Origin of the sequence: uncultured Maribacter sp., assembly GCF_947496775.1 — a bacterium.
Lineage (GTDB): Bacteria > Bacteroidota > Bacteroidia > Flavobacteriales > Flavobacteriaceae > Maribacter_B.
Genome location: NZ_CANMDU010000004.1, coordinates 218,374 through 237,002, shown reverse-complemented (window position 1 = coordinate 237,002; position 18,629 = coordinate 218,374). Strand labels below are relative to the sequence as shown.

The window sequence follows — 18,629 nt, the reverse complement described above, 5'->3', positions numbered from 1 at the left end:
CTATCTATTTATAAAAGCTTCATGAGTTAAGGACTTGTGAAGCTTTTTTCATTTGAAGACAAAATAGGTTTAAAAAAAATATTATAGATTAATAGGAAAGTAAGTAAGATAGAATTATATGTTGCTTATATTGAGTTCTTTACCTCTTTCGGAGTATTATCTTTAGGATTAATTGTTAAATAATACATAAAATAGTACCTTTTTATACATAGTACTGTAACAAAATTATAAGTCTCTCGTCTATTAAGTGTAAGTCAATTAAACAACAACAACTAAAATATAGAAATTATGAAAGCATCTACGAACAGAACATCTACAGAATCAAGAACAGGACAATATTTTTCGTCTTTAAGTAATAGTAAAAGAGCTCAATGGGCGCAGTATAGAAATTTTAATCGGTAATATCGATTTTAGTACATCAATCATAAAAAAACAATCATGAAAACACTCATCAATCAATCGACAATAGAATCTAAAAAAATCATTTTTTTTAATAGGCTTATAGAAAATAAAAGGTACCGCTATACGGAACAAAATTACTGTTTACATTAAGAAAAAAGAAAATTTTAAAGGGATACACTTCATCAATGTATCTCTTTTTTTTTTGGAATTTGTTTGAATCTGCGTTTTTGTACAATAGTGGGGCGTTCGAGGTTTAATTATTTCTAATTTTTAATTAGAGTTACCGTTTTTGGTTTTGTTAAATGTAAATTTATATAATATACTCCGGATGGAAGAAACTCCGATTCTACTCTAATTTCATTGTTTTCTACTGTGTAGTTTTTATAAGAAACTAACTGGCCTTGAGCGTTAAAAATTTCTGCAAAAACTTTTCCTACTTCTTCAGGTATAAAAATGTTGGAGCTTAAATTAGTAGGGTTAGGATAAATTATTGCATTATTTTTTGACGCTATTGTTTGGTTAAAATTTCCTTCGCAAAGAATCCCTGAAGTAATTTTAATTTTATCTCCTTCCTTAATGTTTATTCTGAAATTGTTTTTGTTTTCTTGTACAAAAAAAGCATTGTTAATTGTAATATTGAATGGGGGAGTTCCATATACTATTTCAATGTTAGCTTCATTAATATATTCTCCATTATTTGTTTCTAGTTTTACCTGCAAAAGATTAGCTTTTTCGATAATAAAATCAAAACATTGTTCAAAATCTATATTTTTTATTGGTGTTACGCAAAAAGAATAGCTCCCTGGTTCTAGATTCTCAATTTCTAATTCATTTTTAAAAGTATAATCTTTATTGTTTAAAGAAAATTTAAAATCTAATGTTTTATTAAGGGAAGAAATTAATATTTTTCCATTATTCGGGTTTATACAATCTTCATTGGTAATATTTAAGCTTAAATTTTCAGGAGATAATGCAATTCCATCAAAATATTTTTGTGCAAGATTAAAAGATTCTATACCAATTTTTTCTCCTATAATGCGCCCCCTAATATCATCAATAGGTGGGTGTATCCCTCCCCAAATTCTGGATAAACTTGTTTGGTCAGATGCATCTCTATAAGTTGCCCATTGTAAAGTAATATCTTCACTTGGACCGTTTTCAAAAACTAAAAAGTTGTTTTCCTCTATATTAAAAGTACCCATTCCACCAGGAAAAAAAGCATCGCCAGTTAGCATAGTTAATACTTCTGAGGCGGCTCTAGAAAAAGTAGAATGTCCTGAAACATAACCAGCAAAAGGAGGAGTTACAAAGGTGCCTCTTTGATAAGGCCACCAATGCGTTCCCAATATCCAATCTACCCCGGCAATATCTGTAATAGGATCTTGAATAAAATCTGGGCCTTTCCATGCGTATATTTTAATTTTGCCCACATTTTCATTATTATCTCCGGCTAACACATCTCCAGATTCAATAAGTTCTATACTGCCCGGAATAAGAGGTATTCCATGGGGATCGTAGCTAGGTAAAGAAGAATCTGTACTTTGTCCTTTTCCGGCCATATATCTAATAGCAGAAATTGGTCTTATATAATCATAGTATCCTTTTATACCCCATGTGTTAACTGCTGAATCGTGCATTGCTCCACCTAATGCAAGATAAGATTTAACATCCCATTCTAAATCATTTAATATAGCACCTTGACCCTCTAATCTTTTAATAGTTTCTGGATGATCATTGACATAGTTTAATATGGTAAACCAGTGACCAGGAGGAGTTTCGGAATCTGGGCCGTCTGCCCAAAATTCAGCTAAAACCCTAGCATAATCTGCCCTTTTTACTAATTGAGGCATATATGGTGCATTAGTAGCAGGATTTAAAGAATGCCCTGTTCCGATGTCTCCTCCTTCATAAAATTTATAGAAATTTTTATATTCTTCAAAAGTTTTAGGGTAGTTAGCTATGTCTACATTGCCCAAAGCTCCTGGAGAAATATCAATAAGGGTTGGGTCGTTAGGGTCTAATTGTGAGGACCATTGGGCTACTAAAGAAAAATGCCATTTATATGGGTCTTCAATACCATTTTCATTAGAGTTTTGAATATATACGGGATCACCAGGGTTATTATATACATAACTATCAAAACCATCATAAAAAGTGCTTTCAAATCCGTTATTAAGTATTTCTAGGTCTTCTTTTTTTAGAGAGAAAGGAGTTACTTCTCCCCATTCGGGACTTAAAAAATCCGGAATGCTAGATGGTTGTGGATTGCCACTTTGATCAATAAATAAGTCAAACGCTAAGGGTTGCCATCTATCAGGGAAATTTAAATCATTTGTATCTTTATATTGCTCTAAAATAATTGGGTCGTTGCTGTACAAATAGTGTTGATTTCTATAGTCATTTTCTTCGTTAGAACCATCTTGCATTCCAAAAGCAATAATTTCACTTGCTAAGTAATTACCTAAAGAAGCATAAGAATTCGTGGTTGAATAATCTAGACTAGTTATATTTTCATCATAATTATAGGATAGGAATAGATTTCGAAAATTTTCTAATGAAGTTGCAGCCCCTGGGGAGTTTTTAAATCTATGGTTCAATAATCTAAACATAGCATAACTTATAACCTCATGTCTTGCTCTTTCTATGTCTATAGTTGTTGGTATGCCTTCAAAAGAGCAATAATAATCACCATAGTTTTTACCTAAAAATACAGTTTCTGCTGTCTCATCAAAAATAGACCATGCATCATACATAATAATAGAGCTATGAAATAAATTTCTTGCATGTACGGTGGGTCTTGCGTAGTCTAATCTTATAGCTTCTAAAAGTACCTCATTCCATTCTCTAGCCACAGAATGCTGAGCTACGGACTTAATAGAAAAAATAGTAGTACATAACAGAACAAGAAATAAATTTTTATTCATAGAAGTAATAACAATTAGTCAGTATTTACCGCTAAAAATAGAAAGAAATATTAGTTCAACAGGGTATTTTTAGTGCAATTACGGCTAATAATTGGTAAAATATAGTTATAGAATTGGTGAAAAGCTAATATTAAATTTGTTGTGCGATAAATAAGGTTGGTATTTGGATTATGATAAAGATGTAGGCACTTTAAAAATAATTTTATTTTTTAGAAATCCCGGAAAAAACAAAAGTTGAAATTTGCCTTTCAATTTCGATAGGATTCATCTGTACAGGGTGCTCCGAATTTTTATCGTGTAACCATCGTAGGGTAGATAGAAAAGTAAATGTGGCAATTTCCAAATCTAAGACCTTAAATACGCCTTGTTCCATTCCTTGTTTTATAACCGTTTTTACCTTATCCTCGTAGGTGTTTCTTTCGGCAACAAAAGTACCAAGTTTAGGTTCTTTTAGGTTTCTCCATTCATTAACTAAGAGGGCCAATTCATATGGTTTTTTAACCATTAAGTCTATATGTGTTCGTATAATTAGCCTAAGTTTTTTTTCGGACGATATGTTTGAATCTATAATAGTATCTACAGCAGAATGAAATTCATTGGAAATTCCAAAGAGATAGGTTTCTAAAAGAGATTGTTTGGAATCTATATAATTGTAAATATTTGCTACTTCACAATTTAGACTGCTTGCAATATCTCTTATGGTAGTTGCTTTAAATCCTTTTTCATTAATCAATTTTAAAGAGACTGCTAAAAAGCGTTCTTTTTTTGTCATTTTGCTCATGCTAAAAGTGTGAATGCATTGGTTAAAGAGCTCAAAACTAAGGAAAAAGTTTGCAATTATCTGTATAATGAATATATTTACATGAACAAACGTTCACGTAAATATATAATTATGCCACTATATCATACTTTAGGTAAAATCCCCAGAAAGAGACATACGGTTTTTAAAAAAGAAGATGGAACGCTACATTACGAGCAATTGTTTGGTACTATTGGTTTTGACGGAATGTCTTCCCTAATGTATCATTTACATAGACCAACGATGGTAAAAGAAGTTGGGGAGAGTATAGATTTAAGCCCCAAAGCAGCTTTAAAACATAATATAAAATCTAGATTATTAAAAGGGTTTGAAGTTAGACCAGAAGATGATTTTTTAGAGAGCAGAAAAGTAGTTTTATTTAATAATGATGTTCATGTTAGCTTGGCGGCTCCTAGAAAATCTATGACGGAGTATTTTTATAAAAACACAGATGCGGATGAGATGCTATTTGTTCATAAGGGGAAAGGAGTTTTAAAAACAATGTTAGGAGATATCCCTTTTGAATATGGAGATTATATTATTATCCCAAGGGGAATGATATACCAGATAACATTTGAAACGGAGAATAACAGATTACTTATTGCAGAATCTTATAATCCAATTTATACACCTAAAAGATATAGAAATTGGTTTGGTCAGCATTTAGAGCACTCTCCATTTTGCGAGCGAGATTTTAAATTGCCAGAAAATCTTAATCCTCAAGATGCCTTCGGAGATTTTGTTATGAAGGTTAAAAAACAGGGACAATTGCATCATATGGTCTATGCATCGCATCCTTTTGATATAGTTGGGTGGGATGGCTATAATTTTCCTTATGCTTTTTCTATCCATAATTTTGAACCTATAACAGGTAGAGTACATCAACCACCACCAGTGCATCAAACTTTTGAAACAAATGCCTTTGTAATTTGTTCTTTTTGCCCTCGTTTGTATGACTACCATCCAGAAGCAATACCTGCACCTTACAATCATTCTAATATAGATTCTGATGAGGTTTTGTATTATGTAGATGGAAATTTTATGAGTAGAAATCACGTAGAACAAGGCCATATTTCCCTACATCCTGCAGGTATACCACATGGACCACATCCTGGAGCTTATGAGAAGAGTATAGGAAAAAAAGAAACAGGTGAATTGGCCGTAATGATAGATACTTTTAAGCCTTTAAAATTAACGCAAATGGCCTTAGATATTGATGATGGTACCTATTATCAATCTTGGTTAGAATAATAGTACCATAACAAAACAACTACAACTATGACAAATACGACTTGTTGGATAGATATTCCACAAAATTCAGATTTTTCTATATATAATATTCCATTCGGAATTTTTTCTACAACCCTTCATACTTCAAGAGTTGGTATCGCTATTGGGAATCAGATTTTAGATTTAGTAGCCGCTTCGGAGCTTGGAATATTTAGTTCCTTAGATTTTAGTACCCATGTTTTTTCTAGCACAACTTTAAATAGTTTTATTGCTTTAGGTAAAGAAATTACTTCTAAAGTAAGAACTATAATTCAAGAAGAACTAACAAATGCGGATAGTGTTTTAAAAACGGATTCCAGTGTTTTTGTAAATCAAAAAGTGGCACAAATGCACTTACCTGTATTTGTTGGAGACTATACCGATTTTTACTCTAGTATTGAGCATGCCACAAATGTAGGTACTATGTTTAGAGACCCCAATAACGCTTTGTTGCCAAATTGGAAACATATTCCGGTGGGTTACCACGGAAGAGCTTCTTCTATTGTGGTAAGTAATGTAAATGTACATAGACCAATGGGCCAAACTATTGCTCCAGATGCTATAGAACCAACATACGGGCCTTCTAAAAGGGTAGATTTTGAATTAGAAATGGCGTACATCATTGGTAAAAAAACGAACCTTGGAGATACGGTTAAAGTAGAAAATGCGGAGGAGTATATTTTTGGAAAAGTATTATTTAATGACTGGTCTGCAAGAGACATTCAAAAATGGGAGTACGTTCCTTTAGGGCCATTTTTAGCAAAGAATTTTGCTTCTTCTATTTCTCCATGGATTGTAACTATGGATGCCTTAGAGCCTTTTAAAGTTGCTGGCCCAGAACAAACTCCAAAAGTATTACCATACTTAGAATATAAAGGAGAACGTAATTATGATATTGAGTTACAAGTAGCTATTAAACCAGAAAGTGGAGAAGAAACTGTAGTTAGTAACTCAAATTTTAAATATATGTATTGGAATATGGCGCAGCAATTAGCACACCATACCATGAACGGTTGTAATATAAATGTAGGGGATATGATGGGCTCTGGTACTATTAGCGGAAAATCTAAAGACAGTTACGGCTCTATGCTAGAACTTTCATGGGCTGGCAAAAACCCAATACAACTTAAAGATGGTACCCAAAGAACTTTTATTGCCGATAACGATACTGTTATTATGCGCGGATTCTGTGAAAAGGATGGAAAAAGAGTTGGTTTTGGAGAAGTAAAAACAAAGTTATTACCTATAAAAAAATAATATGGCAACATTTACTTTAGATCCGCAAGAAATAGAAGTTGTGCAATTGCATGGGTTGTTATTATCAGGTGTAGCACCAAGACCTATTGCACTTGCAAGTACGGTAGATAGAGAGGGAAACGTTAATTTAAGTCCATTTAGCTTTTTTAATGTTTTTAGTGCCAATCCGCCAATATTGATTTTTTCACCAGCAAGAAGGGTTCGGGATAATACAACAAAGCATACTTTAGAAAATGCTTTAGAAACTAAGGAAGTAGTTATTAATACGGTCAATTTTCCTATGGTGGAGCAAATGTCTTTAGCCAGCACGGAATATAATAAAGGAGTAAATGAATTTGCAAAGTCTGGTTTAACAGCTATCCCTTCTGTTAGAGTAAAATCCCCAAGAGTAAAAGAATCTCCGGTTTCTTTTGAATGTGTAGTAGAGAATGTAATAGCGTTAGGAGATCAAGGGGGAGCTGGTAATTTAATCATTGCTAAAGTGGTTTTAATTCATATAGATGATGTGTATACAAATAAAGATGGAAAATTAGATACTATAAAATTAGATATGGTGGCAAGAATGGGAGAAAGTTGGTATACCAGAGCTAATGAAGCTGCCCTATTTGAAATTCCTAAGCCGATTTTTACACAGGGAATAGGGGTAGATAAACTACCTACTCATGTTATAAAGAGTGATATTCTTACTGGAAATAATTTAGGAAGATTGGGTAATGCCGAAAAAATACCATCTGAGAAGGAAATAGCGCAATTTATAAGTACAGATGATTCATTAAAGAAAATGGTTAAGGATAAGGATTTTTATGCATTGCATTGTCGTATCCGAGTTTATATAAAAGAAGAGAATATAACGAATGCGATTTTAACTACTTTTTCGATAAAGTAGATTCTTGAGAATAATAAAAAAAGTAAAAAAATGTCACAAACAGTAGAAGGGGCTAAAGATTTTATGCCTATTAACGGAACTGATTATTTAGAATTTTATGTTAGTAATGCTAAACAAGCAGCACACTATTATAAATCAGCATTCGGATTTAAGTCTCTTGCTTATAAAGGTTTAGAAACTGGAAGTAAAGAGTTAGAGTCTTATGTAGTTGTACAAGATAAAATAAGATTGGTTTTAACTTCTCCTTTAAAAAGTGGAACGGAAGTTGGCAAACATATAGATAAACATGGTGATGGTGTAAAAGTTACGGCGCTTTGGGTAGATGATGCTACTTATGCTTATAATGAAGCTATTAAAAGGGGAGCAACACATTATATGAAACCAGTTTTAGAGAAAGACGAGTTTGGTACTGTTGTACGTTCAGGTATCTATTCTTATGGTGAGGTGGTACATATTTTTGTAGAACGCAAAAACTACAATGGTGTTTTTTTACCAGGATTTACTTCTTGGGAAACGCCTAATTATACTCCAGAAGATGTAGGTCTTAAATATGTGGATCACATGGTAGGAAATGTGGCTTTAGGGCAAATGAATCATTGGGTAAAATTTTATGAAGAAGTAATGGGCTTTACCCAAATTATGTCTTTTGATGATAAAGATATTTCTACAGAATTTACCGCTTTGATGAGTAAAGTAATGAGTTCTGGTAATGGTAGAATAAAATTTCCTATCAATGAACCAGCACCAGGGTTAAAGAAGTCGCAAGTAGATGAGTATTTGGAATTTTATGAAGGAGAAGGAGTGCAACATATTGCAGTAGCAACGGATAATATTGTAAAAACGGTAACAGAATTAAGAAATAGGGGTGTAGAATTTTTAAGAGTTCCCGATTCTTATTATGATGTACTTACAGATAGAGTAGGTAAGATTGATGAAGATATTGAGGCTTTAAGACCTTTAGGAATTTTAGTGGATCGTGATGATGAAGGATATTTGTTGCAGATATTTACAAAAACGGTACAAGCAAGACCAACTATGTTTTTTGAAATAATACAACGTAAGGGAGCTACTTCTTTTGGGAAAGGTAATTTTAAGGCTTTATTTGAAGCCTTGGAAAGAGAACAAGAACTAAGAGGAACTTTATAAGATTAGATTTTCTTATTTATAAAAAAGCCCCATAGTTTAATTAAATATTGGGGCTTTTTTGTTGATAACCTCTCTTATTCTTAACTAATTTTTACTTCTCTTTAGAAGACTTATTTAATACTTTTGAGAGTATATTATGATAATAAAGGATATGAAAGATTTAACAGGAAAAGTAGCGTATATAACAGGCGGTTCTAAAGGAATAGGGTTTGGAGTAGCAAAAAAACTGATGGAAGTGGGCATGAAAGTTGCTATTAGTGGTCGAACCTTAAAGACAGTAGAAAAAGCAGCGGAGTATTTAGGTAATGAAGAACAGGTTTTAGCTTTGTCTTCGGATGTTACTAAGCTAGAAGACGAGAAAGCAGCCATTAAAAAAATCAAAGAGAAATGGGGGCAAGTAGATGTAGTATTGGCAAATGCCGGGGTTGGTCATTTTATGCCCATAGATCAAATGTCTAGTGAGGATTGGCACGTAATGGTAGACACTAATTTAAGTGGTGTTTTTCATACTTTAAAAGCCTCTGTTGAAGCTCTAAAAAAATCTAAGGGGTATTATATAACTTTGGCTAGTTTAGCAGGAACCAATTTTTTTGCAAATGGAGCAGGGTATAACGCCACTAAATATGGAGTTGTTGGTTTTACTCAGGCTGCAATGTTAGATTTAAGAAAGTATGATGTAAAAGTTTCTACCATAATGCCAGGTTCCGTATCTACAGAATTTGCAGGAAACTCCCCATCCGAGAAAGATGCTTGGAAAATACAGCCAGAGGATATAGGAGAATTGGTTTTAGATTTACTTAAAATGCACTCAAGAACATTGCCTAGCAAAATTGAGGTAAGACCAACAAGGCCAGATAAAAAATAACTAAACATCCTTTTCTATAAAAGGAGAATTGGGGTTACATATTTCTAAAACAAGTGATTTTAGCTCTTTGGTAAATAGAGTTAAAATTTCTTGATTTATGATGCTATCATTGGCACTCTTTCTTTTTCCTTCTTGGTAAGCAAATTTTAATAAACCAGCATTCAGGTTTTTAAAAGTTAATATTCCAGCTTGTAATTCAGATATCGGATTGTTAGCATTGTACATAATGCTATAACATAATAGTTGAAATGCTTTACTAAAGGAATATTCTGTAGTTACCTTTTCCCAATTTTTAATAGTAACATTTTTGCCCTCTACACGACCTGTTTTATAATCAATAATTCTTAATGAACCATTTTCTTCATCGATACGATCTAATTTTCCTTTTAGAGTTACCGGGAAGTCTAACTCAGGAAAATGGAGTTTAACACGTAACTGTTGTTCCAGTCCAATTATTTTAATAGAATTTTGTTTTAGTTGCGTAATTTCTAAATCTACAAATCTTTCTATATATCTAATAATTATGTTAAAGGCTAATAGATTTTTCCCTTGTGTAATATCTCCTTCAGAATAGGTTCGTGCGAAGTGTTTTTTTACTAAGGTTGAGATTTGTTTTTTGGATGTTTTAAGAGCCTCCGCATCTAATAGTTTTCCTATGAACGGAGTGTATAAATCTTCTAAAGTATCATGAACTATAGTGCCAAAAGTATTTGCCGCAACGGTTTCTTCTACTGCTAAAACATCTTCAATTTTTAATAAATTACGTTTGTAAAAATCGATAGGATTCCTAATATAGTTACTTAACGATGTTGGTGAAAACCCTTTCGTTGCATGTTCTTTTATAAGTTCTAGTAAGGCAGAATCTTTTTCTATTATTTCTAAATCTTTTACATTCGGTATTATTATAGGTGTAGCAACTTTCTCCTTGATATCTTTTGTTTTATTCTCGTCTGTAAGCAGTTGAGTAATTAATCTACTTTTTTCACCACCTTCTAATACATCCGGTTCTGTATTGTAAATTAAATAGATGTTTTTAGCACGTTGTAATAAACGATAAAAATGATATGTATAAACGGCATCTTTTTCTTTATACGTAGGAAGGCCATGATTAATTTTTAAGTCGAACGGAATAAAAGAATTATTCGACTTTCCAGAAGGTAATATTCCTTCATTGACAGAAGTAATAATTACTGTTTCAAAATCTAGATTACGACTTTCTAACATTCCCATTATTTGAAGTCCTTCAATAGGGTCTCCTTTAAAATCTAAAGTTTCAGAAGAGAGCAGTTCGTTATAAAGACTCAAGAGAGACTTTAAGTCGTTTACGTAGTTATATTCCTGTATTAAGGTGTTAAGTTGATTAAATAAGCTATTGAAGCGGTATAGATATTCTAATGCTAAAGAATTGCTCTGACTAGTGTATATATTTTTTAGCTCAGAGATAATATGTAAGCATTTTTCTATAAAGGTTATCGGTGTATAGGATTCATCTACAAAGAGTTCGGATAGAATTACGTTATCAGGAGCTAAAGCTTTTATTTTAGATGTAGATATGTAAGACCAATTTTTTGTTTTTATCGTTGTACTAATTTTAGAACAACAATCTTCTTCTTTTTCATTAATTAGCGTTGTAGTTGTCGGATGCGATATAAAAGATAGTAAGTTAGAATAGAACCATCCTTTGGAGTTGTTTCCTAGGTATAACTCGAAAAAGGAATTAAAAAAACTTGCTAGAGTAGTTTTTTCTAAGGCATAGCCCATCGTAATATTAATAGCATCTATTTCTTTAGGAATAGAGTTTATTATTGGGTTTAATAGGGTTTCATCTGCAAGAATAACGGCAGTGTTTTTAATAGAATCAGGGGATTCTATTTTTATGTGCCTTAAGAGGTTGCCGACATACTTAGCCTGTGAAATATTTTTGGGAGCACCAATAATTTCTATTTTTTTAGGAGTGTTATAGTAATTACTAACTCCTTTAAAATTATTGGTCTTAAAATAATTCCAGTCTTTCTTATGGCTTCTTAAAAACAAACTTGCGTCATGTATAGAATCTTGCATAAAATAACTATCCATATCCCAATAAATATCAGAATTATGGTATTCCAAAATATACTGTATTATTTTGCTTTCGGACGTATTAAGGGCATTAAAACCAAGGAAAACAAAAATGTTATTTTGTTTTGTTTTTAGATACTCCGTTAATTTTTCAGTGGCTGTCCTATATACTAATCCTTGGTGTCCTTTATTATTTTTAAGTAAAGAATTTTTAAATGTTTGGTATATGGCATCTAGATTATTCCAAAACTTTAGATAGTCATCCATCATCTGTGTTTTTGGAGCATCAGGAGACCAATGGGTAATTTCTTGTATGGCAGATAGGTTAGAAAACAAATCTTTAGTTTCGATTAAGTATCTATCTATTTCGTTAAAATCTTGTAGTAGTGTTTGTCCCCATTTAGAAAAAGAATAAAATGTTTCTACTTCCTGCGGTTTGCTTTGTAAATAGGTGTTGTAAAGCTCAAAAAGTTGTTCTAGATTAGATGCGTATGATAAGCCCGATATTTTTTCTATAAAACTTTCGGTACTTAATATTTCTGGAGCAAAGGAAGTTTGAGTCGTTTTTTGAGCTATTAAATTTTTAAGAAAGGTGCCAGCTCTTTTACTAGGGAGAATAAAAATATGATTACTAAGTGAGTCGTGTTTTTGTACTATTAATTCTAAAGTTTCTTCTAAAAATCCTTTCATTTTTAAATATAAAAAAAGCTCCGCAATTGCGGAGCTTTTAATTTATATTAAGATTGTTAAATCTTCTTATTTTACTAAGTTGATTTCAACTCTTCTGTTAGATTTTCTACCAGCTCTAGTATTGTTAGTAGCGATAGGCTTATCTTCTCCGTATCCAATAGCAGTTAATCTATCAGAAGCAATTCCTTTATCAATTAAGAAATCACGAACTGAATTAGCTCTAGAATCAGATAATTTTTGGTTTAATTTAGCACTACCTACACTATCCGTATGACCTTCAACTGTAAATTTAGCGTTAGGGTACTCTGCTAAGATTGTAATAATATCAACCATTACAGCAGTAGATTCTGCTTTGATAGAAGATTTACCAGTATCAAATAAGATAGTTCTTGCGTAATCGTTTAATTTCTTTTGAACTTCTTCAGTTACTTCAGGACAACCATTGTTAGCAACAGTACCAGCGATAGCAGGACAAGCATCATCTTTATCTAAAACGCTATCACCATCTTTATCAGCCCAAGGACAACCTTTGTTTTCAGCAGGACCAGCTTCGTTAGCACAAGCATCATCTTTATCAGCAACACCATCACCATCAGCATCAGGACAACCAGCTAAAGCAGCTAAACCAGCAACTTCTGGACAAGCATCATCTTTATCAGCAACACCATCACCGTCACCATCAGGACATCCGTTCATTTCTTTAGTACCAGCAGCATTAGGACAAGCATCTTTGCTATCTTCAATACCATCACCATCAGCATCTGGGCAACCATTGAAAGCTTCTAAACCAGCAACTTCCGGACAAGCATCATCTTTGTCATAAACACCATCACCATCTGTATCTGTACCACCAAATTTGATAGCTATACCAGCCATATGTTGCCAGTGAGATACTAAGTAATCCTCAAAAGAATGCTTATAAGAAGATTGTACAGTAAGACCAATGTTTTCTGTAAACCAGAAATTAACACCTAGACCAGCATTAGCAGTACCAGCACCAATTTCATCAATCCAAGAATAACCACCACCTATTTCAGCGAAAGGGTCTATACATTTATTTTGTATAAAGTTGTACTTAATTGTACCATCTATACCATAGTGAGATAAATCATCTCTACTATCATCTCCCCATTTGCTAATTTTATTTAAAGAACCTCTAGCACCAACAGAAAATCCACCACCTACATTTTTAGAAACTCCAATATAAGAGATTGAAGGTAGAATGTTCCAGTGATCTGCTGCGTTGAATAATTCGTTTCCAAAAGAACTAGTACTAAGATCGTCTGCTACGAAATCTCCTGTAGGATATACGTCAATCGCATTAGCTCCAAAACTAACCTGCCATGGGTTATTTTCGTCTTGAGCTTGTATGTTGTTAAAACCTACAACAAGTAGAGCAACAACTAATAATTTGCTAAGATGTTTCATGTTTAAATTTTTAAGTTTAAGTGTTTATTAGCTGCAAATGTAAGTTGTTAAATATTATTAACAAAATGCATAACCTATTTTTTTTGGAGCCTTTTATAGAAAAAAACCTTCCTTTTATCGAGTTTTAGAGCCTTTTTTTGTTTTTAAGACAAATTTTTTTTGTGAGATTTTCCTTAATAAGGAACAGTTCTAAATAAATTCACAGGTTATTTTGTCATTTATATATACAATTATTTTAGTATATATAGAATACCCCATGCTTTCTAGGGCATCGGCATACGAATATAGCTGTTGGTTATATCGGGAGTCTTTTTTTCCGGTTTTATAATCTATAATGGATGCCTTGTTATTTATAATTACTATTCTGTCTGGGCGGAGAATTTCTCCGTTAGGTGTAATAATATCTTTTTCGTTATATATGGTAATGGTGTCCTTATAGTACATACATAAATCTGGATGATTTATGATGTCATTTATGTTATCCTTTAAAATAGGAACATCTATCGGGCTAATCTCTCCAGAGGATAAAGCTTTGGATAAGGCATAATCCGTATCCTTCTCCGTATAAATATTACTTAATATGTTATGTAAAATATTTCCTTTATTTATTGCTTGTTCTCTGTCGGTATTCCAAAGCATGCCAGATTTGGTTATTATCTGAAATCCGGGCCTATTTTTTTCGGTATATCCATAGGCAATATCCGTTTGGTTTTTATTGCTAATTGTTTTTTCGGGATTACTTTCTAAAAGGCCAAAAGTGTATATAGATTGTTCTATGTTCCAAAGATTTTTATATTTTAAAAAAGCAATAAACATTCCCGAATATGTTGCTTCTTTATGGTCTCCTTTTTGAGTTAGGTCTTTTTTAGTAATTACATATAGTCCTTTTACGGCTCTCGTTAATGCCACATAAATAACATTAAAGGCGTCTAGCTCTAATTTGTATTCTTCTTCATTGTATAAAAATTCTGCAGCGGGACCATATTGTACCACTTCTTGCTTTTTGCTAATTAGAAGTTCATTAAAGTTTGGCGATATTTCTGAATTTATAGGCATCCATAATTTGGGTTCTATTTGCTCTTTAAAACTAGAATTTGCAAAAGGAAATATTACTATTTTAAACTCTAGTCCTTTTGCTTTATGTACTGTCATTATTTGTACAGCATTCATACTATCTGGAGCGCTGATACTTAGAGTCTCCTCTTTTTTGTCCCAATAGTTTAAAAACGTTTGTATGTCGGCACCACTATTTTGCTCTATTTCTAATGCTATATCCAAGAAATAGGTAATATAGGCATTTGAAGATTCTGCTAAAGCAAACAGTTTAATGGCAATCTCTAAAGTATCAAAAACAGATAATTGTTCTGTTAATTTTCGATTATAGTAATAATTAGTATGTAATAAAGTATCTAACTGTTTTATATTGTCAGAAATAAACTGGTGTTTTTCCGTTTTATCTTTTGATAGATAATTTAGTATTTGGTAGTTGTTTTCTAAATCATTTGGTAATAGATTGTATCTTAATAAACAAATTAAAAATTTTACTTTAGGGCTATTTTTAAGTAATAAACTTTCAGAAGAGATAATAGGAATGTTATTCTGCATTAAAAAATTTGCAACAGCCACGCCGTGTTTTCTTTTACGAGTAATAATGCAAATATCTTTATAAGAATAATCTTTAGATTTTACTTGTTTAATTGTTTGTAGAACTTCTATACAATAGTCTTCATCTGTACTAGTATCTTTCTCCAAAAAAGAAAGAGATACTACACCTCCTTTTTTAGTATTAGTTCCTTGGTTATTTCCTTGTATATATAGATTTTTATAGGTGTCGTTACTTAATAATGAACTTGTACATGTGAAAAATTCATTGTTAAAATTAATCACCTCCTCATAACTACGATAATTATCGGGTAAATTATTTATGGAAGGTGGCAGTACAAATGGATTTACATTCTTATTTGTTAAATCTAAAAATTGTTCCGCCTTACCGCCTCTCCATCTATAGATAGATTGTTTAACATCTCCTACTAAAAACAAAGAACCCGTTTCCCCTAGAAGGTTTTCACTTTCTAAGGCGTTACCAATTAAAGGAGTAAGATTATTCCATTGCATTTCTGACGTATCCTGAAACTCATCAATAAAATAATGCCTGTATTTTTCTCCTAATCTTTCATAGATAAAAGGAGCAGGTTGGTTTTTAATTTCATTAGATATAATAGTATTAAATTCTGATATGGATAATTGGTCTTTCTCTTTTTGAATATGTTTAACTTCATGTTGAATTGCGTTTAAAACTGTCAGAGGAACCAAATTTTGATAAGCATTTTTTAAGAATGCTCGAGTATACAAAAGGTTTTTTATGGTAGAATAGTATTGTAATAATTGCGAAGAAAGTTCTTCTGTAGATAATGAAACTGTAGCTTTTACAATTTTATTATCGATTAAATTTTGTTCTAGTTTGTTATTGTAAATTTTGCTTGGCTCATAAATACCTTCAATTATTTTTTTAAAATGGTTTGGGAGTGTTTCTCTGGGAAAATCAGTATACTCAAAGCCACTTTTGCTAATTAACTCTAGGGTTTCGGAGGCTAAATTATTAGCATTTTGTTCTATAGTATTTATATCTTTTTTTAGTTTCTTTTTTAAATCCAAGAAGGCATCTAAACCTTTATCGCTTATTTGTTTTAAATGCGGAACATGATTTTCGTTAAATAGAAGCTTGCCAATTTTAGTTAGATCAATGGCAATGTCCCAACTTTTATCATCATCTATCTTTTCAAGGGCAAAATCTAATAATACCTGTGTTAGTTTATCATTAGAGCCGGCTTTATTTATTAATGCGGAAACAGCCTCATCTAACAATAAATTGGTATCTAAAACGACTTCAAAATTTTGAGGTAATTTTAAATCTTTAGCAAAAGTTCGTATTAGTCTATGTGTAAACTTATCTATGGTAGAAATGTCAAAAAAAGCATAATTATGTAAAATTTCTTTTAAAGTTCGTTTACTTTTTTTTTGTAAAGTAACAGCATCTAAATGAAGTTCTTTCATGATGTCTAAGAACATGGAAGAAGCATCTGCTGTCGAAGTAGTTTTACTGAACTCAAACAGGCTAGTAATAATTCTATGTTTCATTTCATTTACCGCTTTATTGGTAAATGTTATAGCAAGTATTTGTTTAAAACTATGTGTAGAAGATAAAACAGTTTTAATATATTCTTTAGAAAGAACATATGTTTTTCCTGAGCCGGCAGAGGCACTGTATATTTTATATGGAACTTCTTGCAATCTCTTTTAATTGCAAAATACGAAATATTGCAATGTTCTTAACAAAGAAATAATTGAATGTGATGGTTAAATACTGTAAATTTGATATGCAAAACTAATATATAAATACACATAATTATGGCTTTTGAATTACCAAAATTACCATACGCATACGATGCGTTAGAACCACATATTGATGCAAGAACTATGGAAATACACCATACGAAGCACCATAACGGATATACAACTAAATTAAATGGCGCTATTGGAGGCTCAGAATTAGAAGGAAAATCTATAGAAGATATTCTTACTAATTTAGATATGTCTAATGGGGCAGTAAGAAATAATGGAGGCGGTTTTTATAATCATTCCTTATTTTGGGAAATCTTATCTCCTAATGGAGGAGGAGAACCTTCTGGAGAATTAGCAGATGCAATAAATGCTGCTTGTGGTTCTTTTGAAGAATTTAAAAACGCATTTAGTACGGCTGCAGGAACAAGATTTGGTTCTGGATGGGCTTGGCTATGTGTTCATAAAGGTGGTAAGGTAGAAGTTTGCTCTACTCCTAACCAAGATAATCCACTTATGCCAGAGTCTGGTTGTAGTGGTTTCCCTATTTTGGGCTTAGATGTTTGGGAACATGCATATTATTTAAACTACCAAAACAGAAGACCAGATTACGTTAACGCTTTTTTTAATATTATCAATTGGGATAAAGTTTCGGAGTTATACGCTGCAAATAAATAATTTATAAGTACTACTCAGTACTAAATTAAAAAACCACCTTGTTTTAACAAGGTGGTTTTTTTGTTTTTATGGCATAGAAAAGGGCGGAGAAGTCTCCACCCTTTTCGTCCCAAATCTTACCATAAACTTAACCTACTTATGCTATGGCGAAACTAAATTACTGGTATTGTGGGAAATAAAAAAGGAATTTTGCGAAATTTTATACAGTAACCTTAAAATTATTTTCTCTAAATATCCTAAAAATGAAGGGTAAATCTTGTTAAATGCTTGAGTGTCAGCAATAAAAAAGGCAGAGTGTAACCCTGCCTTTTTTCCCCAAATCTTACCATGAACTTAACCTACTTATGCTATGGTCCTCCAAAAGTAATGTAAAGAAGAGTTAGTGTAAAAGGTATTGGACGAATGTAGTGTAACTTTAGTTAAAGTGTTGTTTTGGAACTTTAGGTGGTAATTATGTTTGGTTATTTGGCAGTTCTATTTTGTAGAATGCATAAAAAATAAAAGACGGAACATTGTCCCGTCTTTTCCCCAAATCTTACCATGAACTTAACCTACTTATGCTATGGTTCTGCAAAGGTAATGTAAAGAAGAGTTAGGGTAAAAGGTATTGGATGAATGTGGTGTAACTTTAGTTAAAGTGCTGTTTTGGAACTTTAGGTGGTAATAATGTCTGGTTATTCGGCAGTTCTATTTTGTAGAATGCATAAAAAATAAAAGACGGAACATTGTCCCGTCTTTTCCCCAAATCTTACCATGAACTTAACCTACTTATGCTATGGTTCTGCAAAGGTAATGTAAAGAAGAGTTAGGGTAAAAGGTATTGGATGAATGTGGTGTAACTTTAGTTAAAGTGCTGTTTTGGAACTTTAGGTGGTAATTATGTTTGGT

11 protein-coding genes are annotated in these 18,629 nt (G+C 32.2%); 6 read left to right on the top strand and 5 right to left on the bottom strand.

The features are described from left to right. Nucleotides 1–665 precede the first annotated feature (665 nt). Both Q0856_RS09140 and Q0856_RS09135 read right to left on the bottom strand, forming a co-directional pair. Nucleotides 666–3,326: a T9SS type A sorting domain-containing protein gene (locus tag Q0856_RS09140; RefSeq protein WP_298504314.1), complete on the bottom strand. Its 2,661-nt coding sequence runs from the start codon at nucleotides 3,324–3,326 to the stop codon at nucleotides 666–668. A gap of 202 nt (nucleotides 3,327–3,528) precedes the next feature. Then, complete coding sequence (locus Q0856_RS09135; protein WP_298504310.1) at nucleotides 3,529–4,098, bottom strand: TetR family transcriptional regulator; 570 nt, start codon at nucleotides 4,096–4,098, stop codon at nucleotides 3,529–3,531. 120 nt (nucleotides 4,099–4,218) lie between these two features. On the opposite strand from Q0856_RS09135, the gene Q0856_RS09130 reads away from it, so the two are divergent. The 5 genes from Q0856_RS09130 to Q0856_RS09110 all read left to right on the top strand — a co-directional run bounded on the left by Q0856_RS09130 (nucleotide 4,219) and on the right by Q0856_RS09110 (nucleotide 9,548). Next, the gene (locus Q0856_RS09130) at nucleotides 4,219–5,376 is read left to right on the top strand and encodes a homogentisate 1,2-dioxygenase (protein WP_298504308.1); all 1,158 of its coding nucleotides are present in this window, start codon (nucleotides 4,219–4,221) and stop codon (nucleotides 5,374–5,376) included. Nucleotides 5,377–5,403: 27 nt separating this feature from the next. After that, nucleotides 5,404–6,651: a fumarylacetoacetase gene (gene fahA, locus Q0856_RS09125; RefSeq protein ID WP_298504305.1), complete on the top strand. Its 1,248-nt coding sequence runs from the start codon at nucleotides 5,404–5,406 to the stop codon at nucleotides 6,649–6,651. Between the two features lies 1 nt (nucleotide 6,652). Next, on the top strand, nucleotides 6,653–7,537 hold the full coding sequence (locus tag Q0856_RS09120) for a flavin reductase family protein (RefSeq protein WP_298504303.1): 885 nt from the start codon (nucleotides 6,653–6,655) through the stop codon (nucleotides 7,535–7,537). A 30-nt stretch (nucleotides 7,538–7,567) separates the two neighbouring features. Further along, nucleotides 7,568–8,683 (top strand): 4-hydroxyphenylpyruvate dioxygenase, encoded by a 1,116-nt coding sequence (gene hppD / locus Q0856_RS09115; protein ID WP_298504301.1) that lies wholly within the window; start codon nucleotides 7,568–7,570, stop codon nucleotides 8,681–8,683. A 151-nt stretch (nucleotides 8,684–8,834) separates the two neighbouring features. Then, nucleotides 8,835–9,548: an SDR family oxidoreductase gene (locus Q0856_RS09110; protein WP_298504299.1), complete on the top strand. Its 714-nt coding sequence runs from the start codon at nucleotides 8,835–8,837 to the stop codon at nucleotides 9,546–9,548. Here the strand turns inward: Q0856_RS09110 and Q0856_RS09105 are convergent, their stop codons facing one another. The 3 genes from Q0856_RS09105 to Q0856_RS09095 all read right to left on the bottom strand — a co-directional run bounded on the left by Q0856_RS09105 (nucleotide 9,549) and on the right by Q0856_RS09095 (nucleotide 17,015). After that, nucleotides 9,549–12,296, bottom strand: a complete 2,748-nt coding sequence (locus Q0856_RS09105; protein WP_298504296.1) for a PD-(D/E)XK nuclease family protein — start codon at nucleotides 12,294–12,296, stop codon at nucleotides 9,549–9,551. Between the two features lie 66 nt (nucleotides 12,297–12,362). Continuing rightward, nucleotides 12,363–13,724, bottom strand: coding sequence for an OmpA family protein (locus Q0856_RS09100; RefSeq protein WP_298478600.1), 1,362 nt, complete (start codon nucleotides 13,722–13,724; stop codon nucleotides 12,363–12,365). A gap of 189 nt (nucleotides 13,725–13,913) precedes the next feature. Next, a complete protein-coding gene (locus Q0856_RS09095; RefSeq protein WP_298504292.1) occupies nucleotides 13,914–17,015 on the bottom strand; it encodes a UvrD-helicase domain-containing protein in 3,102 nt (1,033 codons plus the stop codon). A 117-nt stretch (nucleotides 17,016–17,132) separates the two neighbouring features. On the opposite strand from Q0856_RS09095, the gene Q0856_RS09090 reads away from it, so the two are divergent. Beyond that, nucleotides 17,133–17,741 carry a superoxide dismutase gene (locus Q0856_RS09090; RefSeq protein ID WP_298504288.1) on the top strand — a complete coding sequence of 203 codons (609 nt, stop codon included), beginning with the start codon at nucleotides 17,133–17,135 and terminating at the stop codon, nucleotides 17,739–17,741. The last annotated feature ends 888 nt before the right edge of the window (nucleotides 17,742–18,629 follow it).